Genomic DNA, 20464 nt, shown 5'->3' with positions numbered 1-20464 from the left:
TAAAAGGAATAAGATATCTGCGTTTCGTGATAAGTGGCGATAAAGATGTCTGGTGCTTTTGAATTTATCTTAGCGGGTATGTTAGTTGGTTTCTGTGTAGGGATTACAGGAGTTGGTGGTGGGTCATTAATGACACCAATTTTAATTGGTCTTTTTAGAATTGAACCTCATATCGCAATTGGTACCGATTTACTTTATGCCGCAATTTCAAAGTTCTGTGGATCAATGGTTCACGCAAAAAAACTCAATATTGTGTGGCCTATCGTTTTATGGCTAGCAGTCGGTAGTATTCCTGCATCTTTCGGTACTGCTTGGGTATTGGAACATTATTTAAGTCAGTCAACACACTATAAAGCCGTTTTAACAATGGTTTTAGGCTTTATGCTGACCTTGACTGGTGTTTCTATTATTTTCCGTTCTCGTATTGAAAAGTTCTTCAGTAAATTCCGAAATAAAGAAATTACTCATGCTGAAAATGAGCAATTAGCTGTTCAAAACAAGCGTACCTATATTGTCATTATGGGCATCATTTTAGGTGTATTCGTAACCTTATCGTCTGTTGGTGCTGGTGCCTTTGGTATTATGGCACTTGTGATTATGTTCCCGAACTTACCAATGATTCGAATTATTGGGTCAGATGTAGTACATGCCGTATTACTTACCCTAGTTGCTGGTCTTGGACATATGAGTGCGGGTAACGTCGACTTTATGCTACTTATGTGGTTATTGGTGGGTTCTATTCCGGCAATTATTATTGGGACATTAATTAGCTCTCGTATGCCGGAACGCTTAATCCGAAAAATTCTAGGGATTACCCTATTTGCCCTCGGTGTTAACTTTATGGTTCACCCAGTCAAAGCCAAACCAAAAGCAGCTGTGGTACAACAACAAGCAGTAGTTGCCGAAAAAACAAGCAACTCGACTGAAAGATAGTAAAATCAATAGGATTTTTCCAAACTGAAATACCATGAGATGTAGCATTTTCATAATTATTTCATGGTATATTCAGTACACAAAACAACCTTTAGTATGATCGAACCAGTGACAGCAATGACTACACATTCAAATTCCGTTTCCAAGCCAGATATCGACGACGTTAATATTAAAAGCATCCAAACTCTTGTAACACCTGCCGAGCTTAAGTCAGAACTTCCTTTATCTGATGTTGCTTCACAAACTGTTCTAAAAGGTCGCGAAACTATTCGTAATATTTTAGATGGTTCAGATAAACGTTTATTTGTCGTTATTGGTCCTTGCTCTATTCATGATCCAAAAGCTGCTCACGAATATGCTGACCGCTTAAAAGCGTTAAGCGAAAAGGTTAAAGATACTTTATATCTAGTTATGCGTGTTTATTTTGAAAAACCACGTACAACAATTGGTTGGAAAGGTCTAATCAATGACCCAGATATGAATGACTCATTTAACATCGAAAAAGGTTTACGTATTGGTCGTAAGCTTTTGCTTGAGTTAAATGAAAAAGGTTTACCTTGTGCAACAGAAGCACTTGACCCTAACTCGCCACAGTACTACCAAGATTTAATTTCATGGTCTGCGATTGGTGCACGTACAACAGAAAGCCAAACTCACCGTGAAATGTCTTCTGGTCTATCATCACCAGTAGGTTTTAAAAATGGTACAGATGGCGGTTTAACTGTTGCAACCAATGCCATGCAATCTGTTAAATATGGTCACAGTTTCTTAGGTCTTAACGAAGACGGTCAGGTTTCAATCATTAATACAAATGGTAACCCTTATGCGCACGTTGTATTACGTGGTGGTAATGGTAAGCCGAACTATGACGCAGGCTCTGTTGCAGAAGCAGAAAATGCTTTAGCAAAAGCAAAAGTTAGCAATAAAATCATGATTGATGCGAGTCATGCTAACTCAAATAAAGATCCGTACTTACAACCACTTGTTCTTAAGAACATTACTGAACAGATTTTAGATGGCAATAAGTCAATCGTAGGTATTATGGTTGAAAGTCACCTAAAAGGCGGCCGCCAAGATATCCCTGAAAATCTTTGCGATTTAGAATATGGTAAATCAGTAACTGATGGTTGTATTGACTGGGAAACTACTGAAAAGACATTGCTTGAAATGCATGAAGCTTTAAAAGAAGTTTTACCAAACCGTTAATTCATCTTTTTAAGATTGAAAATTAAGCCCTCAAAAATGAGGGCTTTTTTTATTTTGTTTGATTAAAATTCAGTATCGAACTAAATAAAAATAACTTACGACAAAAGTAAACAGCAGTACAGTTTCACTAAGCTCAATCGCTGCACCGACGGTATCCCCTGTAATACCGCCTATTCTTTTTATAAACACATGTCTTAAATAAACAAGACTAATTAGAAAACCAATAATGGCAATAAGCCCTTGCAATTCCCAATACAAAGGTAGCAGCAGAACAAACCCAGTTATTATCCATGAAGCAGTTTTAGGCAAATGGTCTGTCAAAGAACGTCCTAAACCTTTTTCACGGACATATGGCGTAGTTAAAAACAAAATAGAAGGTACCACACGTCCAAGGATGGGAACACCTATTAAAAATAGAGTTTGCTGTTGTTCAATCAACACATAAATCAGTGCAAATTTGAGTAAACAAATAATAACTAGGCTGAGTACTCCAATTGGACCGCAACTTGGATCCCTCATAATTTGTAAAGTACGCAGTTTGTCCCCAAAACCACCTACCCACGCATCGGCTGTATCGGCCAGTCCATCTAAATGCAGCCCACCTGTTAGCCAAATCCATAAAGTGAGTATGATAGCTGCAAGCAAAAGAACGGGTAATTTGGCAAAAAGACAGGCAACAATAAAAAGCATACCGCCAATAATCAGCCCGACCAGCGGATAAAATAAAATAGCTCGACCATTTTGTTGCGCCGTTGGTAGTGCTTTTAGCTCAATGGGTAGAACAGTTAAAAATTGCAATGCAATCCAAAAAGGTGTCATATCCAAGTCTCTAACTGGTCTATATTTAAAAACAAATTGAATTATGAAGAAATAAAAATGGGAATAGCAATCCCTATTCCCATTAGAGACGTCAAAAACTGAAAAACTATTGCATTTGATAGCACTGTTTCAATTTGATGTAGTCGTAGTAAAAACTAGTTGGTGTATAACGTGCATAGTTACATGCAGATTTGAACAAAGTTTCTTTTTCGTTATAAAGCATTTTTACTAAAGTCGAGCCTTGGCTATTTTGGTAAATATCCCACTGTACATTTGCCGCCATAGGAGAAACTACTTCACCACGCCATGCACTTGTCGAGTAATTATAAGTCTCGCGTAGTGGTAACGGCTGCATCAGATTATGCAAATCTAAGCTAGTTGCCAGAGGAATAATAATTTCAGCATGGGCAAAACGTAAAACTGCTTTATAAGGTTGGGCTTTATTTACAACAGCATCAACTTGTTGGAACAGGTCTTGTTTAAGTCCTTGGGCGATTTCACTGGTGACTTGATTTGATTCTGTAAAGCTTGGGCCTTTTTCGTAAAAATCATTGGCATCATTAAATTCAGCATAAAATTTTGCGGCTTCCAAAGGCATATATTTATCAAAATCAATACCCTTTAACTCATATTTCATACCACCAGAAATTGAATAGAGTTCATAAATATAAGCTGCTGCATCTACTGCACTAGCAATCATATTTTTGCCCTTACCTTTTTCTGTAATTTGCTCACCTTTTGGTGAAGTTACTGTAAAAGATCCATTATTACTAAAGCTATAACTTGTTGTACCAAGTTTTTTAATAAAGTCTGCTTTAAAAATCGGAGTGAGTACGGTCTGGGCAATTTTTTCTGCCTGAGTATTTTTTGATAACTCACTCAACTTTTGGGCTAAATCTTTATTATTTGCTTCGAAATCTTGATAGGCCTGACTCGCATCATAAATTTTTTGTTGGCTAGTACTCAATGGCTGAGTCAAATCTTCAGTCGCATTTAGACTATGAAAATAAAGTTTAAAACGGTCAACACCACCATCTACAACACTTGGAACACTTGCATTCGATAAATTGGTATAAGACGTTGGCACAATTTTATCTTTAAGCTGCGGTTGCTGTTTTATCAGTTCAGCAGTAAAGAATTTAGCACTATCTACTGCACGATCCACTCCAGAACTTTGTACCAATATAGATGCTTGAGAGTTTACAAGTGTTGGTAAACGTTGTAATAAGCGATCGGCAATGCCACGGTGTTCTAAAATACCAGTCATGGTTTCATTTCCGTAACCATACTGGCGAATACCTTCAACACCATAACCTAACAGGATATTGGCTTTCATCATTGCTTCTAAGTCAACACCTAACTGCTCACCTAACGACGTTAAAGCATTTTCTGCTTTTGCCTGTTTCCATAAATTATAAAGTGCTAAATCATACTTAAGACTTGAGAGTCCTCGTGAACCGTGACGTGCAACTAGCTCTGTAAAAACTGGTTGGAACCCGTTGGGTGCTTGTTCATAGCTTTTTAAATCTTGTTGCGGTTGATAAGGTGTTTTGGTTTGATAATATTTCGATGAGTTTGTAGATGGTGTAGTTTGAACTTCTTGATCATCATTGTTATTGCAAGCCGCAAGCAATAATGAGGCGGTAAGTACAGTCGTTTTAAATAAAATATTCATAAGTCAGATGAGGTATTAATAAGAAATGTCCCTAGCTTAGTTTTTAGCAATTACAGTTCTATTAAACAGACTTAAATATCTTTATAAAAATAATAACTTACAATTGTATAAAAATATAAAACCACTATTTCAAGATAAAAGTTAATTGTTCTTCTTCTTCAAAAAATTCGAATGAGTATAATTTTCCAAGTTCTGCCTGCATTTTTAGCAAGTCATCTAAAGGCTGTTGCCGTGCTAAGCAAGACAATAGCTTAATCACGCCTCCATGCGTAACAACCAATGCACGTTGCCAGTTTTGTTTTCGCATCTCTAAGAGTAAATCTTGAAAGCCTTTCAAAATCCTCGTTTGAAATTGAATTAAGGTTTCTGCCTGTGGTGGACAATATTGACTCGGTTTCTGCCAGAAATTTGCAAGTAGTTCGGGTGAAGTTTCGTAAATTTGCTGAGTTGATACACCCTCCCACTCACCAAAATACATTTCCTTTAAGTCATGATTTAGAAGTAAAGGCAGCTGAGTTGTCTTTGCAAGTTGTTCAGCAAAACAAGCACATCGTTTTAATGAAGAACTTACAATGACATCCCATGTCTGGTCTGTAACTTGCTCAATGGTTGACTGCATTTGCTGCCAACCTTTTGCGGTTAACTCATCATCCAAATGGCCACGTAGAGTATGGCTATACTGACTTTCGCCATGTCTGAGTAAATCGATTCTAAATTTACCCAATTTTATCCCCGCTTACAGCAGCTTGGGCAAAGGTAGCCATTTGATTATGTAATACACATGCCATTTTAACTAATGCCAATGCAGCACCAGCACCACTACCTTCACCTAAACGCAAGTTCATCTTTAAAATCGGGTCAGCATTGAGTTCCTGTAAAATACGTTGGTGGCCATATTCAGCCGATTGATGACCGAATAACATCCAGTCACGTACTTTAGGGTTCATCCGCACAGCGCATAAAGCAGCTACAGAACTAATAAAACCATCTACAATGATAGGTAAACCCACTTGTGCACATCGAATATAAGCACCGGTAATTGCGGCAATTTCCAAACCACCGACGGCGCATAATGTTTTGAAGACATCACCAACGACATGTTTATGATGAAGTTCTATTGCTTTCTCAATGACTTCAATTTTATGCCTTAACTGATCGGCACCTATTCCTGTACCAACTCCCGTTAATTGCTCAGCAGTATCATTTAGTAAAAGACAAGCCAAGGCAGAAGCTGAACAGGTGTTCCCGATTCCCATTTCACCTGCAATATAAATATCTGCGCCGTCGGCTTTAGCTGTATCTACACTCTTTTTTCCCAACTCTAAAGCAGCACGGCATTCATCAGCATTCATTGCGGCTTGTTTAGCAAAATTTGCAGTCCCAGTACGAATACAGTGACGTTCAACACCTGCGTATTCATATGCTTCGCCCACTGTGCCACAGTCAATCACTTGTAAATGAGCTTCATGATATTTAGCAAGTACACTAATTGCTGCGCCACCCGTCGTGAAGTTTTGCAACATTTGACGAGTAACAGCTTGAGGATATGCAGAGATATTTTCTTCAACCACGCCATGATCACCGGCAAAAATTGTGATCCATGGATGGTTAACATGAGGATGTGCATTTGATTGTAAACTAGCAAGTGTAATTGCAATCTGCTCTAAATCACCTAAAGCACCTGTAGGTTTAGTGAGCTGGAGTTGATGTTGTTCAGCTTGTTGCTTTGCGTCCAGATTAGGTTGCTTTACAGATTCTAACCACCAGTTCATTTTACTTCTCACCTTTTAAAATCATTGGAAAACCAGCCACACAAAACACAACTTTATCTGCAATTTGTCCTAACGCTTGATGTAGTCTTCCTGCTTCATCGACAAAACGGCGACTAATTTCGCCGAGTGGCACAACACCAAGCCCTGTTTCATTACTTACTAAAATAATTTCTGACTCAAGTGTAGGTAAAACTTTTAATAGTTGCTCACACTCAAATTGTTGAACACTTTGATCTTCTAAAAGTAACAAATTGGTTAACCAAAGAGTTAAACAATCTACCAAAATAATTTGATTAGGTTGATCAATTTTTTTCAGAGCATTTGCTAAAAATAATGGTTCTTCAATTAAGGACCAATGTGCAGGACGCTGATTTTGATGATGTGCAATTCGACTTTGCATTTCTGGATCAAGCGCTTGCGCTGTCGCCACATAAGTCACAGGTAATTGTGTAGATATTGCCGTTTGTTCAGCGAGTCGACTTTTGCCAGAGCGGGCACCGCCCAAAATCAGTTGCAACATGAATCACCTAAAAACAAATGCTGATACGAAAACAGCTTACCTTGTAAAGTTTGAGCTTCATAAAAACCAAACGTTAAATGCTCAACTTTCAGTTCAAATTCAGCGTATTTGTATTGTACAGGTAATTGAGAAATTTTTTGCAAAATCAAATCACTACTATAGATGTTTTTATATAACCCTAGCGTGATGTGCGGACAGTAATTTAAAGCTGCAATTTCATTAGAAACTAAACCTAACTTTTGACGTATGAGAGATAAGACATTTTCTGTGTCTCGTATTTCTACAAATAAAGCACTACTAAAGCTATCAACCGAACCAATTTTTAATCGAAATGGTGCAATATCTTCTTTTCTTAAAATTTCCCTTTGTTGTGTAAACTCACTAAAACTAAAGTCATCACTATGAACTTTAATTTCATGGCTTAAGAACCCACATATAAATAGCGTGACATGATATTGCCGGTGATTAGGTTTTAATAGAAATTCTGAAAAATGCGCACGCAAAGTATCTAAATAATCAACTAATTTTTGATCATTAATTTCTAGATACCATAAAGCGTAATTTTGACGCCCACAGTGCCATTCAGGATAATCCCGTATTGGTGTCGGCACCATGAGTGTTGAGGGTTTTAACAGCACAGTTTTAATTTAAAATCATTCAAGTTCTGTATTAAAACATGTTTGCTTTTAAATTGTAGAGCCTTAATTTATTAAGCGAATTTAAACATATTGAGTACCTGTAGTTTTGGCGTTGGTAATACTCATGTTCAAGGGTTGTTTGTCTTGTTCAGAAAACAAATATTGAATAAGTTGAACCAACTCAACTTCAAGTTGTCTTCTTTGAGATGTACTCAGGTCTAAGGTCTGAATTTGCTGTTGCAAATGTTCAACCGCTTTAGTCTCTTCAATTTCTAAAAATTGAATTGCATAGGCATAACCTAAAGCAGCACCTTTTAATAAATTTTTATAAGGCAAATCATGACGAATATTCACTTCAATTGATGCCATAACACGTTCATTATGATTGAGTTTGCGTAATGGATCTCTAGCTACGCGTTGGCAAGGATCTTTAAATGCATATTCACATGAGTCTAAAAAACTTTGCGCTATTCGATCCAGATCTTTTGCATAGTTAGGTAATGCAATTGCAAGCCCTTGCTTCACTTCTGTAATTAAGTTCTCTGCAAATGCTTTAACGGAATGATCGCCCATGGCAACACCGATAGATTCATAACCCATTAAAGATGCATACCAAGCAAGCATCGCATGTACGCCGTTCCATAGACGGTTTTTAATGAGTTGAATATCTGTAATTTGGTCAACCAATACCACCTGACGCAACTTTTCAAGTAAAGGACTACCTTTCTCTACATATATTGGCATATCGGTTTCACTATGGAACAGAATTAAATCCATGCTTTGTAATATATGCCCCGGCTGGAAATTACGACGCATGTTATCAACATAGATAGAAGCCTGATTTTGCTGATCTTGAGTCAGTTTATTGCAGTCTTCAATTTCGGTTTGTTCTTCTTGCTCCACATCTTCTAAATGCTGTTCAAGAAAATTATGCTTAATACGGAGCTGACGATATAAACTCTGATTAGAAAGTTTTGAAACCATACGATTAACTACGGTGTCGCAAAAGTAATGCTCTTTTAAAATATGCTCCGTTACATCTTCATCGTTGGTTAACTCTAGTAGAGCTTCTCTCAGATGCTTCATCACTAAATATTTCGCACCGACTTTATTTAAAATAATTAGAAAGGTTAGCGGTTCTATACATGTTTCAAGTGGTGAGTTAAAACGTGCATATAACCCTTTTGCAATTATTTTTGCTTCAGCTTCGATGGCTTGTTCGGGTAAACAAAGTGCAATTAAGCTTGAATGAGTATACATTTCTAACATGTGTTGTTCATTGTCAGAATCAACAATGGTCATATTCTCAATACGCTCATCATAAGAAAATTGCCCATAACGAATACTGTAAGCTCCAAACGCATTTACAGCTTCGCGGAAAAGACTATTTCGTGTTGACGCAATTATACGTTTTGGTTTCGTATAACCATCCCAATGCGACAAGATCTGCGCTATATAACCACCGCCAATAGCACCGAAACCATGTATTCCAACAGTAAGCTGATTCAGACTTTGCGGAAAAGGTTCCTGTATCTCAGGCATATCCATAACGGGAATAAATTGGTCAAGATCAGTTAAAAAGTCGTACATCTGGTCATAATAAAAATGCGCTTTTTCCAGCATTTCATCATTTGGTTCTTTAATATCTTTTAATAAAATTGTGAGACCTTTCGATGTATGCGCTGAAGTTAAACCATTTTCCGAATCTTCAAAAATAAGACACTGGTTAGCATCTAAATGAAGTTGACTAGCCGCTTTTAAAAAGATTTCTGGATGTGGCTTCCCTTGTTCTACTTCATCTCCACAAGTAATCACATCAAAAAACTTATAAACATTCGCATTAATCAAATATTCTTCGGCAATTGCTCTACGGCTTGAAGTCGCAACAGCCATTCTTAAACCCGATTTTCGTAAACGTTCTAAAACTTGAACTAATCCCTTTTTAATAGGCACACCATGTTTACGAATATGTTCAAGCTCCATCTCATCGGCTCTTTTTCGTATTTCTTTATATGGCACATCTACTCCATATAAACGTTGTGCAAGCTTTTCCGCCGTTGTTGCACTTAAACCCAAACATTGCATTAAATATTCGTGAGAAAACTCCTGCCCAATGAGTTCTTGAGATGCCTGTTGCAATGTTTGAAACCGTAAACGCTCAGTATCAAACATTGTCCCATCCATATCAAAGATAGCTCCATGAACAGGTTTTCCATGAAAAATAAGCACGTTTTTACCTCTTCTTTTGGTCATGTTTTATTCAGGGTATACAAAAAAATGGTTAAAAAGGGATAACGATAATAAATGAAACATTAGTGGTTATTTTTTAATCAAAAATATAAGTACTCTGTTACTGAGCTAAGTTAAAAGCTCAAAAAAGTTGAATAATGAAAATAATTCTGAAACTGAATTTAAGTACAAAAGTAGCAAGCCATCCTCGCTTGCTACCTTTGCTTGTTCTTTTTATTGCGCTGATAATGTTTATTTTTCTTAGGTCCATTTACTGCTAAATAAACCTGCATTCTTTTTATTATGTCTTGCAGGCATACCAATACCAGAAGCGTTTATAATTCTTGTTATTTTCTGGTAGAACCAAACAATACATAATAATGATAATCATTTTCATTTAAGATGTCAACTTGTAATACCTTCCTTTTAATTAATCCAGTACATCTACAAATTGCGCCGTTAATACCTGCGCCAGATCTTTAGGATTTAAACCAATATCTAAACCTCTTTTACCACCACTTACATAAATTTTGCTGAGCTCTTGTGCAGATGCATCAATCACAGTTTTCAAACGTTTCTTTTGGCCTAATGGACTAATTCCCCCCACCAAGTACCCTGTCAAACGTTCGGCATCTTTTGGATTTGCCATCTGCAATTTTTTACACCCAACCGCCGTTGCAACCTTTTTTAAACTGAGCTGATGATTAACAGGTATGATTGCGACAAAATAATTTTTTTCATCGGTAACAAGAAGTGTTTTAAACACCTCATTTACATCAAGGTTTAATTTTTCTGCGGCTTCTAAGCCAAAACTTTTGGCGTTTGCATCATGTTCATATTCATGAACAGAAAATTCAATTTTATTACTTTTTAACAGTCTACATGCAGGTGTCATAGGATTTTAGATTTTAATGAAATGAGGTTGATTATATTTATTTTAAAGAAAAGTTTAAAATTTGCTTAGGCTATTTACATCATTTACATGAAAAATCAAACAGACACTGAACAAAAAACAATCTGAACTTGATATTGAGTGGATGACTCCAATATATTTAACTGAGATTTAAAGTCTGAACTGGCAAATTTATGAGTTATAAACACAACAATCTGATGGCAATGCGTCACCGTTTTTGGGATGAGTCGTCAGATCATGTATTAAATGAAAAGCAATTTTTACAGCAGACCTTAATCGAACAAGGCATTTTTAATAATGCGACTTTTGAGGATGTTAAGTATTTTTTCTATACATTGCCTAGCATTATCATTGTAAAGGCTCATGCACTTGGTTTTATGCATGATTCTGTCAAGCAAATGGTTATTCAACATATTCAAGCTAATCGTATCCACTTAATGCAAAAGGCTGAATTAAAAATTCAGTTTAAAATGTGAGTTAGCGGTTAATACCTAACGGCTTTTTAATCTAGCTTCTCTTTCTGAAAGACTTGTATTTTAATTTTCATTATACCACTTAGGCTATTTACAGAAAATTAAGATACAAAATGAGACTTTCAACTCACCATTCAGTCTGAGGGAACTATTTTAATACGTTCAAAACATGTAATATTCGTTACAATTTTAGATCACCAGCGTTTGGCTGCATGATGCGCATAGGATTCTATTTTCATGTCAAATCAGAACGATAAGCTTAAGAGTTTAAAAACTTCTTCCATGGATCGACGCTTATCAATCGCGAAAGCTTCTTTACTGGCAGGAACACGTTGGGCTACTGCGAGTGCCTCTACCCTCTTTTCTAGTGAAGAAGAAAAAGAGAAGAAGCGTAAAAAGGCAATGAGCGAGCAAGCTAATTATCTTGTTTCTGAAATTGGCAAACTTAAGGGTTCTATTGTTAAGATTGGCCAAATGATGGCGCTTTATGGTGAACATTTTTTACCAGAAGAAATTACTCAGGCATTAAATACGTTAAACAACCAAACCGTTGCTTTAGACTGGCCTGCAATTAAGCCGCATTTACAAGAACAACTCGGTTCAAAATTAAACGACTTAACGATTGATCATGAACCTATTGGTACAGCGTCTCTTGCACAAGTTCATCGCGCTATTCGCAAATCAGATGGCTTAGAGTTAGTTTTAAAAATTCAATATCCTGGCGTGGCAAGTGCAATCGACTCAGACATGAGTCTATTTAAAAACATGCTTAAGCTTACACGTATGGTGCCACAAACCCGTGAGTTTGATCAGTGGTTTGATGAAGTACGTGAAATGATGCATCGTGAAGTTAATTATGATGTAGAAGCAGCAACCACTCGCCGCTTTGGTGAGCGCTTGAAAGATGATGAGCGTTATATTGTTCCTACAATTGTAGATGAATATTGTACCGATCAAGTCTTATGTATGACGTTTGAACGCGGCGTACCTATTAATAGTCCGGTAATGCTCTCTCTTCCACAAGAACGTCGTAATCAACTTGGTGAAGCATCATTAGAGATTGCAGTTCGTGAAATTTTTGAATGGGGTGAAATGCAAACTGACCCTAACTTTGGTAACTACCTTGTTCGTTTAGGTAATGGCCAAGATGTTCAGGACAAAATTGTACTATTAGACTTTGGTGCGATCCGTCAGTTCGATGAACACTTACTCTCAGTTGCGCGCAATCTCATACAAGCGGGTTATCAGCATGATAAACATGCGATGGTCCAAGCAATGACTGGATATGAGTTTTTCGATGCGATGCCTGAAAGTATTAAACCCGGCATGGCCGATGTCTTTTTACTTGCGACCGAAGCATTCAGTACCCCTGCAAATAATCCAGATATGCCAGCTGGCCTGATGGATGAACATGAACGTTATGACTGGAAAAAAAGCCAGTTACATAGTCGTGTTATGCAACAAGCAAGCAAATCAATGGCTTCGCGCTATTTCTCAGTTCCTCCAAAAGAATTTATGTTTATTAGCCGTAAGTTTATTGGTGCATATACATTTATGACTGTTATTGATGCCAAAACAAATGTACGTCGTATGATTCGTAACTTTGCTTAATTTATCAAGACTAGAATGGCTCTATGTCATTCTAGTCAATCCAAACAAAATGATTCTTTTTAAAAATTAATTTTCATTTATAAAATCAAATACATAAAATCAAGTTTATTTTACTCTTACCATTTATCTACTCATTTTTTGAATGTCAGTAACGACATAGTTTTTTCTTATATAGCGTGTCAGCATAAAACAATAACAATGTGTTAGGACACCATAATCATGACAAATATGATCAATAAAGCCCAAGGGTTGGGTTTATCGCTGATCACAAAACTAGCTGGAAGCGATGTACTTGATCAACTCAAACTACGTAAATTTCTTGAAAAGTCTCTTTATCAAGGTTCAAAAGCTGGCTTCAGAGCACTAAGCCAAACTCAAAAAGCATTTAAACCAAAACAAATTTCACAACAACGCCTACCTCAACAGAAGAAAAACCTATTTGATTTAAGCCTGACTGAAGAACAACAAATGACTTCTGAAGCAATGTCTCAATTTGCTCAAGAAGTTTTACTAGGATTAGCTCATGATGCTGATCAGGCAGCTCAATTTCCAGAAAGCCTTTGGCAATATGTTGAAGATTTAGGGCTAAATTATTACGCCCTACCAGAAGCACTAGGTGGCGTAGCTGCTGAACAAAATATTGTCAGTAACTTACTCATCGCTGAAAAATTAGCTGAAGGTGATTTTAGTCTTACAGCGGGATTACTCAGTACATTTAGCGTTATTAATGCCATTACACGTTGGGGTTCGACTGAGGTTCAGTCAATGTATCTGCCTTGCTTTGCTGAAGACTCAGACATTACCGCAACCTTTGCAGTACAAGAGGCAACTCCAGCATTTAACCCTTATGTTTTAAAAACCAAAGCTTCTCTTGAAAATGATCAATATTTTATAGATGGTGAAAAAACTTTAGTCATTTTAGGTGACCTGGCTGATGTGTTCTTGGTGAGTGCTGACTTTAATGGCAAGCTGGATGTATTTGTAGTGCAAGTGGGTGACACCATTTCCATTAAGAACACTCCAGCAATGGGCCTCAAAGCAACAGAGACAGCTACTTTAAAATTCAGCCATACACCTGCTCTACGACTAGGTGCAACAGATTTTGATTACACCGCCTTTTTAGATTTAGGCAACTTAATGTGGTGTGCAATGGCTGTAGGAACCTGTGAAGCTGTAAAAGCCTACTGTATTAAATATGCCAATGAGCGAACTGCTTTCGGAGAACCAATTTCACATCGTCAAAGTGTCGCATTCATGATTGCAGATATGGCTATTGAAATTGATGCTATGCGTATGCTGATTCTAAATGCCGCAAGTCTTGCCGAAGCAGGTAAACCTTTCCATCGTGAAGCATATTTAGCTCGACTTCTTTGCGCAGAAAAATCCATGAAAATAGGAACAGATGGCGTACAAATTTTGGGAGGTCATGGTTTTACAAAAGAGCACCCAGTTGAACGTTGGTATCGTGATTTACGTGCAACCGCAATTTTACATTCTGGCTTACATGCTTAAGATCAATCAGAGGATATTTCCATGAATTTACAAAATCCAAAAAAATTCAAAATGATGATTGATCAGGCACATGATGTTGCGATCAATGTATTACGCCCTATTTCCCGAAAATACGATAAAGCAGAACATGCTTATCCAAAAGAACTCGATATGCTCGCTTCACTCATTGATGGTATGAATGAAGGTGGTGAAGGAATTAATGCAGGCGCAGCTGGTGCAGGTAAACGTGGTGAAACTGATAATGAAGGTGTCCGTAATGGCACTAACATGTCAACAGCGCTAGGCATCATTGAAATGTGTTATGGCGATACGGGTTTATTGCTCAGCATGCCACGTCAAGGTTTAGGGAATTCTGCAATTGCTGCAGTTGCAAATGATGAGCAACTAGAACGTTTTAAAGGTACATGGGCTGCTATGGCCATTACTGAACCCGGCTGTGGTTCAGACTCTGCTGCTATCCGCACTACAGCAACTAAAGATGGCAATGACTATATTTTAAATGGTGAAAAGATTTTCGTAACCTCTGGTGAACGTGCAGACTCTGTGGTCGTATGGGCTACCCTCGACCGAAAACTTGGACGTGCAGCAATCAAGTCATTTGTCGTACCTAAAGGCACACCTGGAATGAAGGTTGAGCGCCTTGAACACAAATTGGGAATTAAAGCTTCTGATACAGCAGTTATTAGTTTTACTGACTGCCGTGTGCCAGCTGAAAATCTCTTAGGTAATGCCGAAGTCGATGTTGCTAAAGGTTTCGCAGGTGTAATGGAAACTTTTGATAATACACGCCCACTGGTCGCTGCTATGGCGATTGGCTGTGCAAAGGCTTCTTTAGAACGTATTAAAGAAATTTTTAAAGACCAGTTAGATCCAGATTACTCAACTCCATATTTACAAACGTCCAATCTTGCGGCACAAATTTACCGTATGGAGGCCGAATGGGAAGCGGCACGGTTACTTATGTTGAAAGCAACATGGATGGCCGACAACAAAAAACCAAACTCAAAAGAAGCTTCCATCGCCAAAGCAAAAGCAGGCCGTATAGGTAATGAAATCACTTTAAAATGTGTCGAGTTGGCAGCAAGTGTTGGCTATAACGAGGATGAATTACTTGAAAAATGGGCACGTGACTCAAAAATTCTCGATATTTTTGAAGGTACTCAACAAATCCAGCAACTTATTATTGCTCGACGTGAGCTTGGTAAGTCTTCAAGTGAATTAAAATAAGAGCATTGCAAGGGAGTTTAAATTCCCTTGCTGTTTAGCACTACTCAATCTACAAAATAAAAACCCTCTAATCACCTGATTAGAGGGTTTGGTATTTCAGGAATATATTTTTTATTTATTTAGCTGGTGTAACTTCTAATGACTTATCAACTACACCGAATTTTTTAAAGATTTTTGCACGACGTTTTGGTGAAATATTTGCTTTATTTAAATCACCTTTGTAGTGATCAAATACACGCTTGTCCATCATTTTAAACCACAGTGAAGGAATCAATGCGGGTAGCAACATACTTGCATAACCACTTGGTAACTCAGGTGCTTCATCAAAATGACGCAGTGCCTGGAATGGACGAGTTGGATAAGCATGGTGATCTGAGTGACGTTGTAACTGATATAAGAACAAGTTTGTCACTACATTGTTATTATTCCAGCTATGCTCTGGCATTGTACGTTCATATTGACCATTTTCTTTTTTCTGGCGCAATAAACCATAATGCTCAATGTAGTTAATAATTTCGAATAGACTAACACCGTAAAATGCTTGTGTTGCCAAATAAGGAATTGTGCCTTTACCAAAAATGCCGACCATAGAAGCATGGAAAGCAGCACTCATACCCCAGCCTTGCAGCAATTCGTTATCGAGTGACCAGAACTCTTTACCTTTACGTTTTAAACGGTTTTTCTCAATTTCAATTGCTGACTTGAAAGAACCAATCACTGTACGTGGCCAAAATTCATAGAATGTTTCACCCATACGTGAAGATGCTGGGTCTTCAGGCGTTGCCGCACGTTTATGGTGACCATATGGATGCTCAATACGGAAATGGTTATAACCAGTAGGTACTAAAGCAAGATGAGATAAAATATGGTCGATACGATCATGTTTATGGCTTAATTCATGGGCTGTATTAATTGCAATACCATTAATTGCACCCATTGAAATACCAAGCAAAATTTTATCAATAAATGAAGTAGTTTTACGGCTTGTTAAATAACATGCATAAACATTTGCTGCATATTGTAATGGAATAAAGCTCTTCACCAAACGTGAATAATACGGATCTTTTTCTAGAAGTTTAATTTCTTCATCGGTTGGATTACGTGCATCTTTACCAATGATCGTATCAATTGCAGGAATCACAACGTGTAATAAAAGTGGGCCACCTAAAGCAAATACTTTCTTTAATGGGCGTGGACCAAAATGGTAACCAGCTAAAATACCTAAACCAATTACAGGTAGAGCCGGACTAATCATCCATAAATAGCGCTTACGATCTATCTCACGCATAGACGCTGGCACTGGCATAAGTTCTTGCTGAACATTTACTGGTGCATTCATAGTCATATTTCCTTTTTCTATATATCTATATAGTTAAAGAAATACCATTTGCTTAACAGTTGTAACCGTCCAAAAAACCTATTTCAAAGTCTTTGGCATTTTCTTCCACTTTTTTGTCCTAAAAACACATGTTGATCTATTCTTATAGCTCACTATAATTTTATTAAAATAATGATTGATCACGTAAATATGGATGCACTAAGTAAATTTTTTGATGATATCCACTTAAATAAGTCTGAATATATCTATATAAAAGCACAAGGTGAATGGGCCTTTAAAACACAAGATCAATCTGCTTTACTTGCTTATATTGTTTTAACGGGTTCTGTATATATTCACATAAATGCTTCAGAAAAAATAACAGCAAGAGCTGGAGATATTATTTTAATACCCTCTGGAAAAGCTCACCATGCTACAGACTCAAAAGCTACTGCGAGTAAACTTGTAGATCCTGTCGATATTACTCCGTTATTTAATGGGCATCGTCACGATCCAATTGAACTAGGTTCATCAGCATCTGAAAATACATTATTGCTCTGCCTACGCTGTCAAGTTGATACGTATATGGCTGGGCCACTTATTAATGCATTACCCTCTATTATGCATATTCAACATGAAAACCAAACAACTCCACCTGAATGGTTGCAAATAGGACTTTATTTTCTAGCGGTCGAAACACAGAAAATTCAACCTGGTCATGACAAAATTATTGATCACTTAGTTAGTATTCTTTTAATTGAATGTATTCGAGATCATATTCAACAAATGTCTGACCAACAAAACTGGTTAGGAGCATTAACTCATCCTGAGTTAAGTAATGCTCTATCTGCAATTCATAGCCAACCTGAAGCAAGCTGGACTGTTGAATCATTAGCTGAACAATGCTGCATGTCACGTTCTAAGTTTGCCAATCTTTTTAATAGTATTATTGGGGAACCTCCCCTTACTTATTTACAGCATTATCGCTTTCGTTTAGCAAGCCAATATCTGCGTACAAGTAATTTATCAATTCAACAAATTTCAAATAAAGTGGGCTATTCGTCAGAAACAGCATTTAGTCAGGCATTTAAAAGAGTATTTGATTTATCGCCTAAACAATATAGACAAAACTATATTGGCAGTAATCTAGATCAATAATAAAAAAAGCGCCGAAGCGCTTTTTTTATTACATAAGTTTTATTTAATTTTAGCGTGTGACTTTAAGTATTCACTGTAATCTTCGAGTATTTGCTGACCGCGAGATTGGCGATAAAGCTGTTGTAATTGCTTTAACTGGTCGGCTGGCATAGCGTTTACGGCAGCTGAATTTACATTAGAAACAGCAACAACGACTAACTCATTTGGTAAGTTCGCTGTTGTAACAGACCACATACCAGGTTTTGGCGTAGGAACACTAAATGCTGCACGCTCAATTGCACGTTTCAAGCCTTGTGAACGAGTAAAGACACCAGCAGATTCAAAAGGTACCTTATTTTTCGCAATAACTTGTTCAGCTGGCTGAGTTTTGAATTCAGTCAACATTGTTGCAATTTTAGCTTGAGCTGCTTTACGTGCTTTTTCATCGATCACTTTAGCTTTCGCTTCATTCATCGCTTGAGCAATTGGTTTAACACCAGCAGCATGATAATCACGTACTTTAATCCAGACTGTATCACCATTCGCTAATTGAATATTTGATGAAGCATTACGATCGCCATTTTTCACATCATCATTAAACAATTTAATTTTTACGTTTGGATCACTTAGTTGTGGATTTTGAGTCGCTAAAGTTACACCATTTAATGATTCAATTTTAGTACCTTTAACTTGCTGTACAACTGCATCTAAAGAGTCATTACCAACAATTGTTTCATTCAAACTATTTACAGTATCTGAATAAACGGTAGCAACTTTATTCTTTTCAACTTCAGCAGTTAAACGCGCCTTCTCAGCTTCAAATGAAGGAATTTGAGTCGCTGGGGTTTCTGCTTCAATAATATGATAGCCATATTGTGTTTTTACTGGCTGTGAAACTTGACCATTTTTCAAACTTAAAACAGTTTTATCAAATGCATCAGAGAAAACGCCAGGTGCATAAGCTTCAACTAAACCGCCTTTCGCTTTTGAAGTTGGATCTTCTGAGAACTGAGCTGCTGCTTGAGCAAATGAAAGACCGCCTTGAATTTTTGCGTATACATCTTTAGCGAGCTTTTGAGCTGCTGCATCATCACGAGCATCTGTCGTAATAAGAATATGCTTCACTACACGTTTAGCATCTTTTTGCTGAGTTTCTACAAACTTCGCATAAGCTTGTTTAAGCTCAGCATCTGTTGCTGGTGCAGGCTTCGCCATTAAAGACGGAGATAAAACAACATAATCCACATCAACAGAAGCAGGCTGTTTAAACTCATTTTGATGTTTGTTGTAGTAGTCAGTAGCTTCTTTATTAGATGCTGTTAAACCAGTTTTATAAGTGTCTAACTTAATGCTAGCCAAATGTAATGTACGTTGTTCAGTTTGCAAATTGGCAATTTGCATTAAATCAACTTTACTTACTAAAGAATAATCTGAAAAAGTTGAAGTCAACATTTTTAAAGCGTGATCTTGACGCAAGCTCGCAATTAAAGCTTGGCTTGTCATACCAATCGAACGCAAATAATTTTCATATAATTTTTGTGAAAACTGGCCATTTTCTTGCAAACTTGGCTGCTGAGCTAACATTTGCTCGATTTGAGCATCGCTCAAAGAAATACCCAGTTTTTCAGCTTGCTGAATAAGTAAATTACGAGATACCAATATATCAAGTGCTTTTGCTTGAATTACCGGTAAATTCAATAAACTTTCATCACCCTTTACAGCAGCTAAATATTGTTCTTTATACCTTTGCGTTAAAGTTTCAAGGTCTTTTTTTGATATGTCCTGTCCATTTACAGTTTTTGCGACATCTGCCTTGTTTCCCCTATTAAAATATCCATTAATACCTACAAGCGCTAAAGGGGTCAAAAACAAAATTAAAAGGACTTTGCCGAGCCAACCCTTAATGACTGTACGAAACGATTCCATAAGTATTCCAATATTTTATTTCGAGGAGAATTTTAACTGAAAAACCACAATGAATGAATGAGCAATATTGGTCAATTCAGATATTTAATAAAAAACGCGCCTATATCGGCGCGTTTAATCATCTTAAAAGATTAAGCAACTGAATCTTTAAGACCTTTACCAGCTTTAAAGCTAGGTACTTTTGTTGCTTTAATTTGAAGCTCTTCGCCAGTTTTAGGGTTACGACCAGTACGTGCAGCACGTTCTTTAACACTGAAAGTACCAAAACCAACTAAAGTTACTGTATCACCTTTTTTAAGTGCTTCAGTAATTGACGCAATTGTCGCATCGAGTGCCTTGCCTGCATCAGTCTTAGATACTCCCCCTTTTTCAGCAATTGCATCGATTAATTCTGATTTATTCATGAATAAAACATCCTCTTAATATCGTTTGTTTAAGGTCCAAGGCTATAGTTTAAAAGGCCATGACGCCTTTATAGCAATGCTTTGGGGGAAAACGCAATACTAGAGCAGAGCTTTTAGCAAAAATAAATGCTAAAAAACTGTTATATATTTG

Annotated in this window: 18 protein-coding genes; 7 read left to right on the top strand and 11 right to left on the bottom strand. The window is 37.1% G+C overall.

Annotated features, from left to right (window positions below; all coding sequences use genetic code 11):
- Positions 1–45: 45 nt before the first annotated feature.
- Both ACH63V_RS08375 and ACH63V_RS08370 read left to right on the top strand, forming a co-directional pair.
- Positions 46–933 (top strand): sulfite exporter TauE/SafE family protein, encoded by an 888-nt coding sequence (locus ACH63V_RS08375; protein WP_396463226.1) that lies wholly within the window; start codon positions 46–48, stop codon positions 931–933.
- 96 nt (positions 934–1029) lie between these two features.
- Positions 1030–2139 (top strand): 3-deoxy-7-phosphoheptulonate synthase, encoded by a 1110-nt coding sequence (locus ACH63V_RS08370; protein ID WP_009504867.1) that lies wholly within the window; start codon positions 1030–1032, stop codon positions 2137–2139.
- A 69-nt stretch (positions 2140–2208) separates the two neighbouring features.
- On the opposite strand, the gene ACH63V_RS08365 is transcribed toward ACH63V_RS08370, so the two are convergent.
- The 8 genes from ACH63V_RS08365 to ybaK all read right to left on the bottom strand — a co-directional run bounded on the left by ACH63V_RS08365 (position 2209) and on the right by ybaK (position 10687).
- Positions 2209–2958, bottom strand: a complete 750-nt coding sequence (locus ACH63V_RS08365; RefSeq protein WP_396463225.1) for an adenosylcobinamide-GDP ribazoletransferase — start codon at positions 2956–2958, stop codon at positions 2209–2211.
- A 106-nt stretch (positions 2959–3064) separates the two neighbouring features.
- The gene (locus ACH63V_RS08360; protein ID WP_396463224.1) at positions 3065–4633 is read right to left on the bottom strand and encodes a histidine-type phosphatase; all 1569 of its coding nucleotides are present in this window, start codon (positions 4631–4633) and stop codon (positions 3065–3067) included.
- Between the two features lie 124 nt (positions 4634–4757).
- On the bottom strand, positions 4758–5357 hold the full coding sequence (locus ACH63V_RS08355; RefSeq protein ID WP_396463223.1) for a histidine phosphatase family protein: 600 nt from the start codon (positions 5355–5357) through the stop codon (positions 4758–4760).
- Positions 5350–6405, bottom strand: coding sequence for a nicotinate-nucleotide--dimethylbenzimidazole phosphoribosyltransferase (cobT, locus tag ACH63V_RS08350; RefSeq protein WP_396463222.1), 1056 nt, complete (start codon positions 6403–6405; stop codon positions 5350–5352). The genes ACH63V_RS08355 and cobT overlap by 8 nt, the downstream gene beginning before the upstream one ends.
- Before the next feature lies 1 nt (position 6406).
- The gene (gene cobU / locus ACH63V_RS08345; RefSeq protein WP_039251341.1) at positions 6407–6925 is read right to left on the bottom strand and encodes a bifunctional adenosylcobinamide kinase/adenosylcobinamide-phosphate guanylyltransferase; all 519 of its coding nucleotides are present in this window, start codon (positions 6923–6925) and stop codon (positions 6407–6409) included.
- Positions 6913–7539: a 2'-5' RNA ligase family protein gene (locus tag ACH63V_RS08340; RefSeq protein ID WP_396463243.1), complete on the bottom strand. Its 627-nt coding sequence runs from the start codon at positions 7537–7539 to the stop codon at positions 6913–6915. The genes cobU and ACH63V_RS08340 overlap by 13 nt, the downstream gene beginning before the upstream one ends.
- Positions 7540–7644: 105 nt before the next feature.
- On the bottom strand, positions 7645–9792 hold the full coding sequence (mtlD, locus tag ACH63V_RS08335; RefSeq protein WP_396463221.1) for a bifunctional mannitol-1-phosphate dehydrogenase/phosphatase: 2148 nt from the start codon (positions 9790–9792) through the stop codon (positions 7645–7647).
- Between the two features lie 430 nt (positions 9793–10222).
- A complete protein-coding gene (gene ybaK, locus ACH63V_RS08330) occupies positions 10223–10687 on the bottom strand; it encodes a Cys-tRNA(Pro) deacylase (protein ID WP_396463220.1) in 465 nt (154 codons plus the stop codon).
- A 191-nt stretch (positions 10688–10878) separates the two neighbouring features.
- On the opposite strand from ybaK, the gene ACH63V_RS08325 reads away from it, so the two are divergent.
- The 4 genes from ACH63V_RS08325 to ACH63V_RS08310 all read left to right on the top strand — a co-directional run bounded on the left by ACH63V_RS08325 (position 10879) and on the right by ACH63V_RS08310 (position 15528).
- Positions 10879–11181: a hypothetical protein gene (locus ACH63V_RS08325; RefSeq protein ID WP_039251345.1), complete on the top strand. Its 303-nt coding sequence runs from the start codon at positions 10879–10881 to the stop codon at positions 11179–11181.
- 234 nt (positions 11182–11415) lie between these two features.
- Positions 11416–12789 (top strand): AarF/ABC1/UbiB kinase family protein, encoded by a 1374-nt coding sequence (locus ACH63V_RS08320; protein WP_288421022.1) that lies wholly within the window; start codon positions 11416–11418, stop codon positions 12787–12789.
- A gap of 228 nt (positions 12790–13017) precedes the next feature.
- The gene (locus ACH63V_RS08315; RefSeq protein ID WP_396463242.1) at positions 13018–14301 is read left to right on the top strand and encodes an acyl-CoA dehydrogenase family protein; all 1284 of its coding nucleotides are present in this window, start codon (positions 13018–13020) and stop codon (positions 14299–14301) included.
- 21 nt (positions 14302–14322) lie between these two features.
- Complete coding sequence (locus ACH63V_RS08310; protein WP_396463219.1) at positions 14323–15528, top strand: acyl-CoA dehydrogenase family protein; 1206 nt, start codon at positions 14323–14325, stop codon at positions 15526–15528.
- A gap of 115 nt (positions 15529–15643) precedes the next feature.
- Here the strand turns inward: ACH63V_RS08310 and ACH63V_RS08305 are convergent, their stop codons facing one another.
- Positions 15644–16867: an alkane 1-monooxygenase gene (locus ACH63V_RS08305; protein ID WP_396463218.1), complete on the bottom strand. Its 1224-nt coding sequence runs from the start codon at positions 16865–16867 to the stop codon at positions 15644–15646.
- Between the two features lie 171 nt (positions 16868–17038).
- Here ACH63V_RS08305 and ACH63V_RS08300 point away from each other — a divergent pair, with 171 nt between their 5' ends.
- Entirely contained in the window at positions 17039–18004 is a 966-nt protein-coding gene (locus ACH63V_RS08300) for an AraC family transcriptional regulator (protein ID WP_396463217.1), read from the top strand.
- 39 nt (positions 18005–18043) lie between these two features.
- On the opposite strand, the gene ACH63V_RS08295 is transcribed toward ACH63V_RS08300, so the two are convergent.
- The gene (locus tag ACH63V_RS08295; protein ID WP_396463216.1) at positions 18044–19909 is read right to left on the bottom strand and encodes a SurA N-terminal domain-containing protein; all 1866 of its coding nucleotides are present in this window, start codon (positions 19907–19909) and stop codon (positions 18044–18046) included.
- Between the two features lie 131 nt (positions 19910–20040).
- Positions 20041–20313, bottom strand: coding sequence for an HU family DNA-binding protein (locus ACH63V_RS08290; protein ID WP_001043034.1), 273 nt, complete (start codon positions 20311–20313; stop codon positions 20041–20043).
- Between the last annotated feature and the right edge of the window lie 151 nt (positions 20314–20464).

This window comes from Acinetobacter sp. ABJ-A23_2, assembly GCF_044538765.1.
In the GTDB taxonomy this organism is placed as follows: Bacteria; Pseudomonadota; Gammaproteobacteria; order Pseudomonadales; family Moraxellaceae; genus Acinetobacter; species Acinetobacter nosocomialis_A.
The sequence above is the reverse complement of the archived record's forward strand: the minus strand, read 5'-3'. Positions and strand labels throughout refer to the sequence as shown.

What these genes read in the sequence shown, in the direction of transcription:
- ACH63V_RS08340 (WP_396463243.1), bottom strand. Translation starts at nt 7,539, where the DNA reads ATGGTGCCGACACCAATACGGGATTATCCTGAATGGCACTGTGGGCGT.
- ybaK (WP_396463220.1), bottom strand. Translation starts at nt 10,687, where the DNA reads ATGACACCTGCATGTAGACTGTTAAAAAGTAATAAAATTGAATTTTCT.
- ACH63V_RS08310 (WP_396463219.1), top strand. Translation starts at nt 14,323, where the DNA reads ATGAATTTACAAAATCCAAAAAAATTCAAAATGATGATTGATCAGGCA.
- ACH63V_RS08295 (WP_396463216.1), bottom strand. Translation starts at nt 19,909, where the DNA reads ATGGAATCGTTTCGTACAGTCATTAAGGGTTGGCTCGGCAAAGTCCTT.
- ACH63V_RS08305 (WP_396463218.1), bottom strand. Translation starts at nt 16,867, where the DNA reads ATGAATGCACCAGTAAATGTTCAGCAAGAACTTATGCCAGTGCCAGCG.
- cobT (WP_396463222.1), bottom strand. Translation starts at nt 6,405, where the DNA reads ATGAACTGGTGGTTAGAATCTGTAAAGCAACCTAATCTGGACGCAAAG.
- ACH63V_RS08315 (WP_396463242.1), top strand. Translation starts at nt 13,018, where the DNA reads ATGATCAATAAAGCCCAAGGGTTGGGTTTATCGCTGATCACAAAACTA.
- ACH63V_RS08365 (WP_396463225.1), bottom strand. Translation starts at nt 2,958, where the DNA reads ATGACACCTTTTTGGATTGCATTGCAATTTTTAACTGTTCTACCCATT.
- ACH63V_RS08325 (WP_039251345.1), top strand. Translation starts at nt 10,879, where the DNA reads ATGAGTTATAAACACAACAATCTGATGGCAATGCGTCACCGTTTTTGG.
- ACH63V_RS08360 (WP_396463224.1), bottom strand. Translation starts at nt 4,633, where the DNA reads ATGAATATTTTATTTAAAACGACTGTACTTACCGCCTCATTATTGCTT.
- ACH63V_RS08370 (WP_009504867.1), top strand. Translation starts at nt 1,030, where the DNA reads ATGATCGAACCAGTGACAGCAATGACTACACATTCAAATTCCGTTTCC.
- ACH63V_RS08320 (WP_288421022.1), top strand. Translation starts at nt 11,416, where the DNA reads ATGTCAAATCAGAACGATAAGCTTAAGAGTTTAAAAACTTCTTCCATG.
- ACH63V_RS08375 (WP_396463226.1), top strand. Translation starts at nt 46, where the DNA reads ATGTCTGGTGCTTTTGAATTTATCTTAGCGGGTATGTTAGTTGGTTTC.
- ACH63V_RS08300 (WP_396463217.1), top strand. Translation starts at nt 17,039, where the DNA reads ATGATTGATCACGTAAATATGGATGCACTAAGTAAATTTTTTGATGAT.
- ACH63V_RS08290 (WP_001043034.1), bottom strand. Translation starts at nt 20,313, where the DNA reads ATGAATAAATCAGAATTAATCGATGCAATTGCTGAAAAAGGGGGAGTA.
- cobU (WP_039251341.1), bottom strand. Translation starts at nt 6,925, where the DNA reads ATGTTGCAACTGATTTTGGGCGGTGCCCGCTCTGGCAAAAGTCGACTC.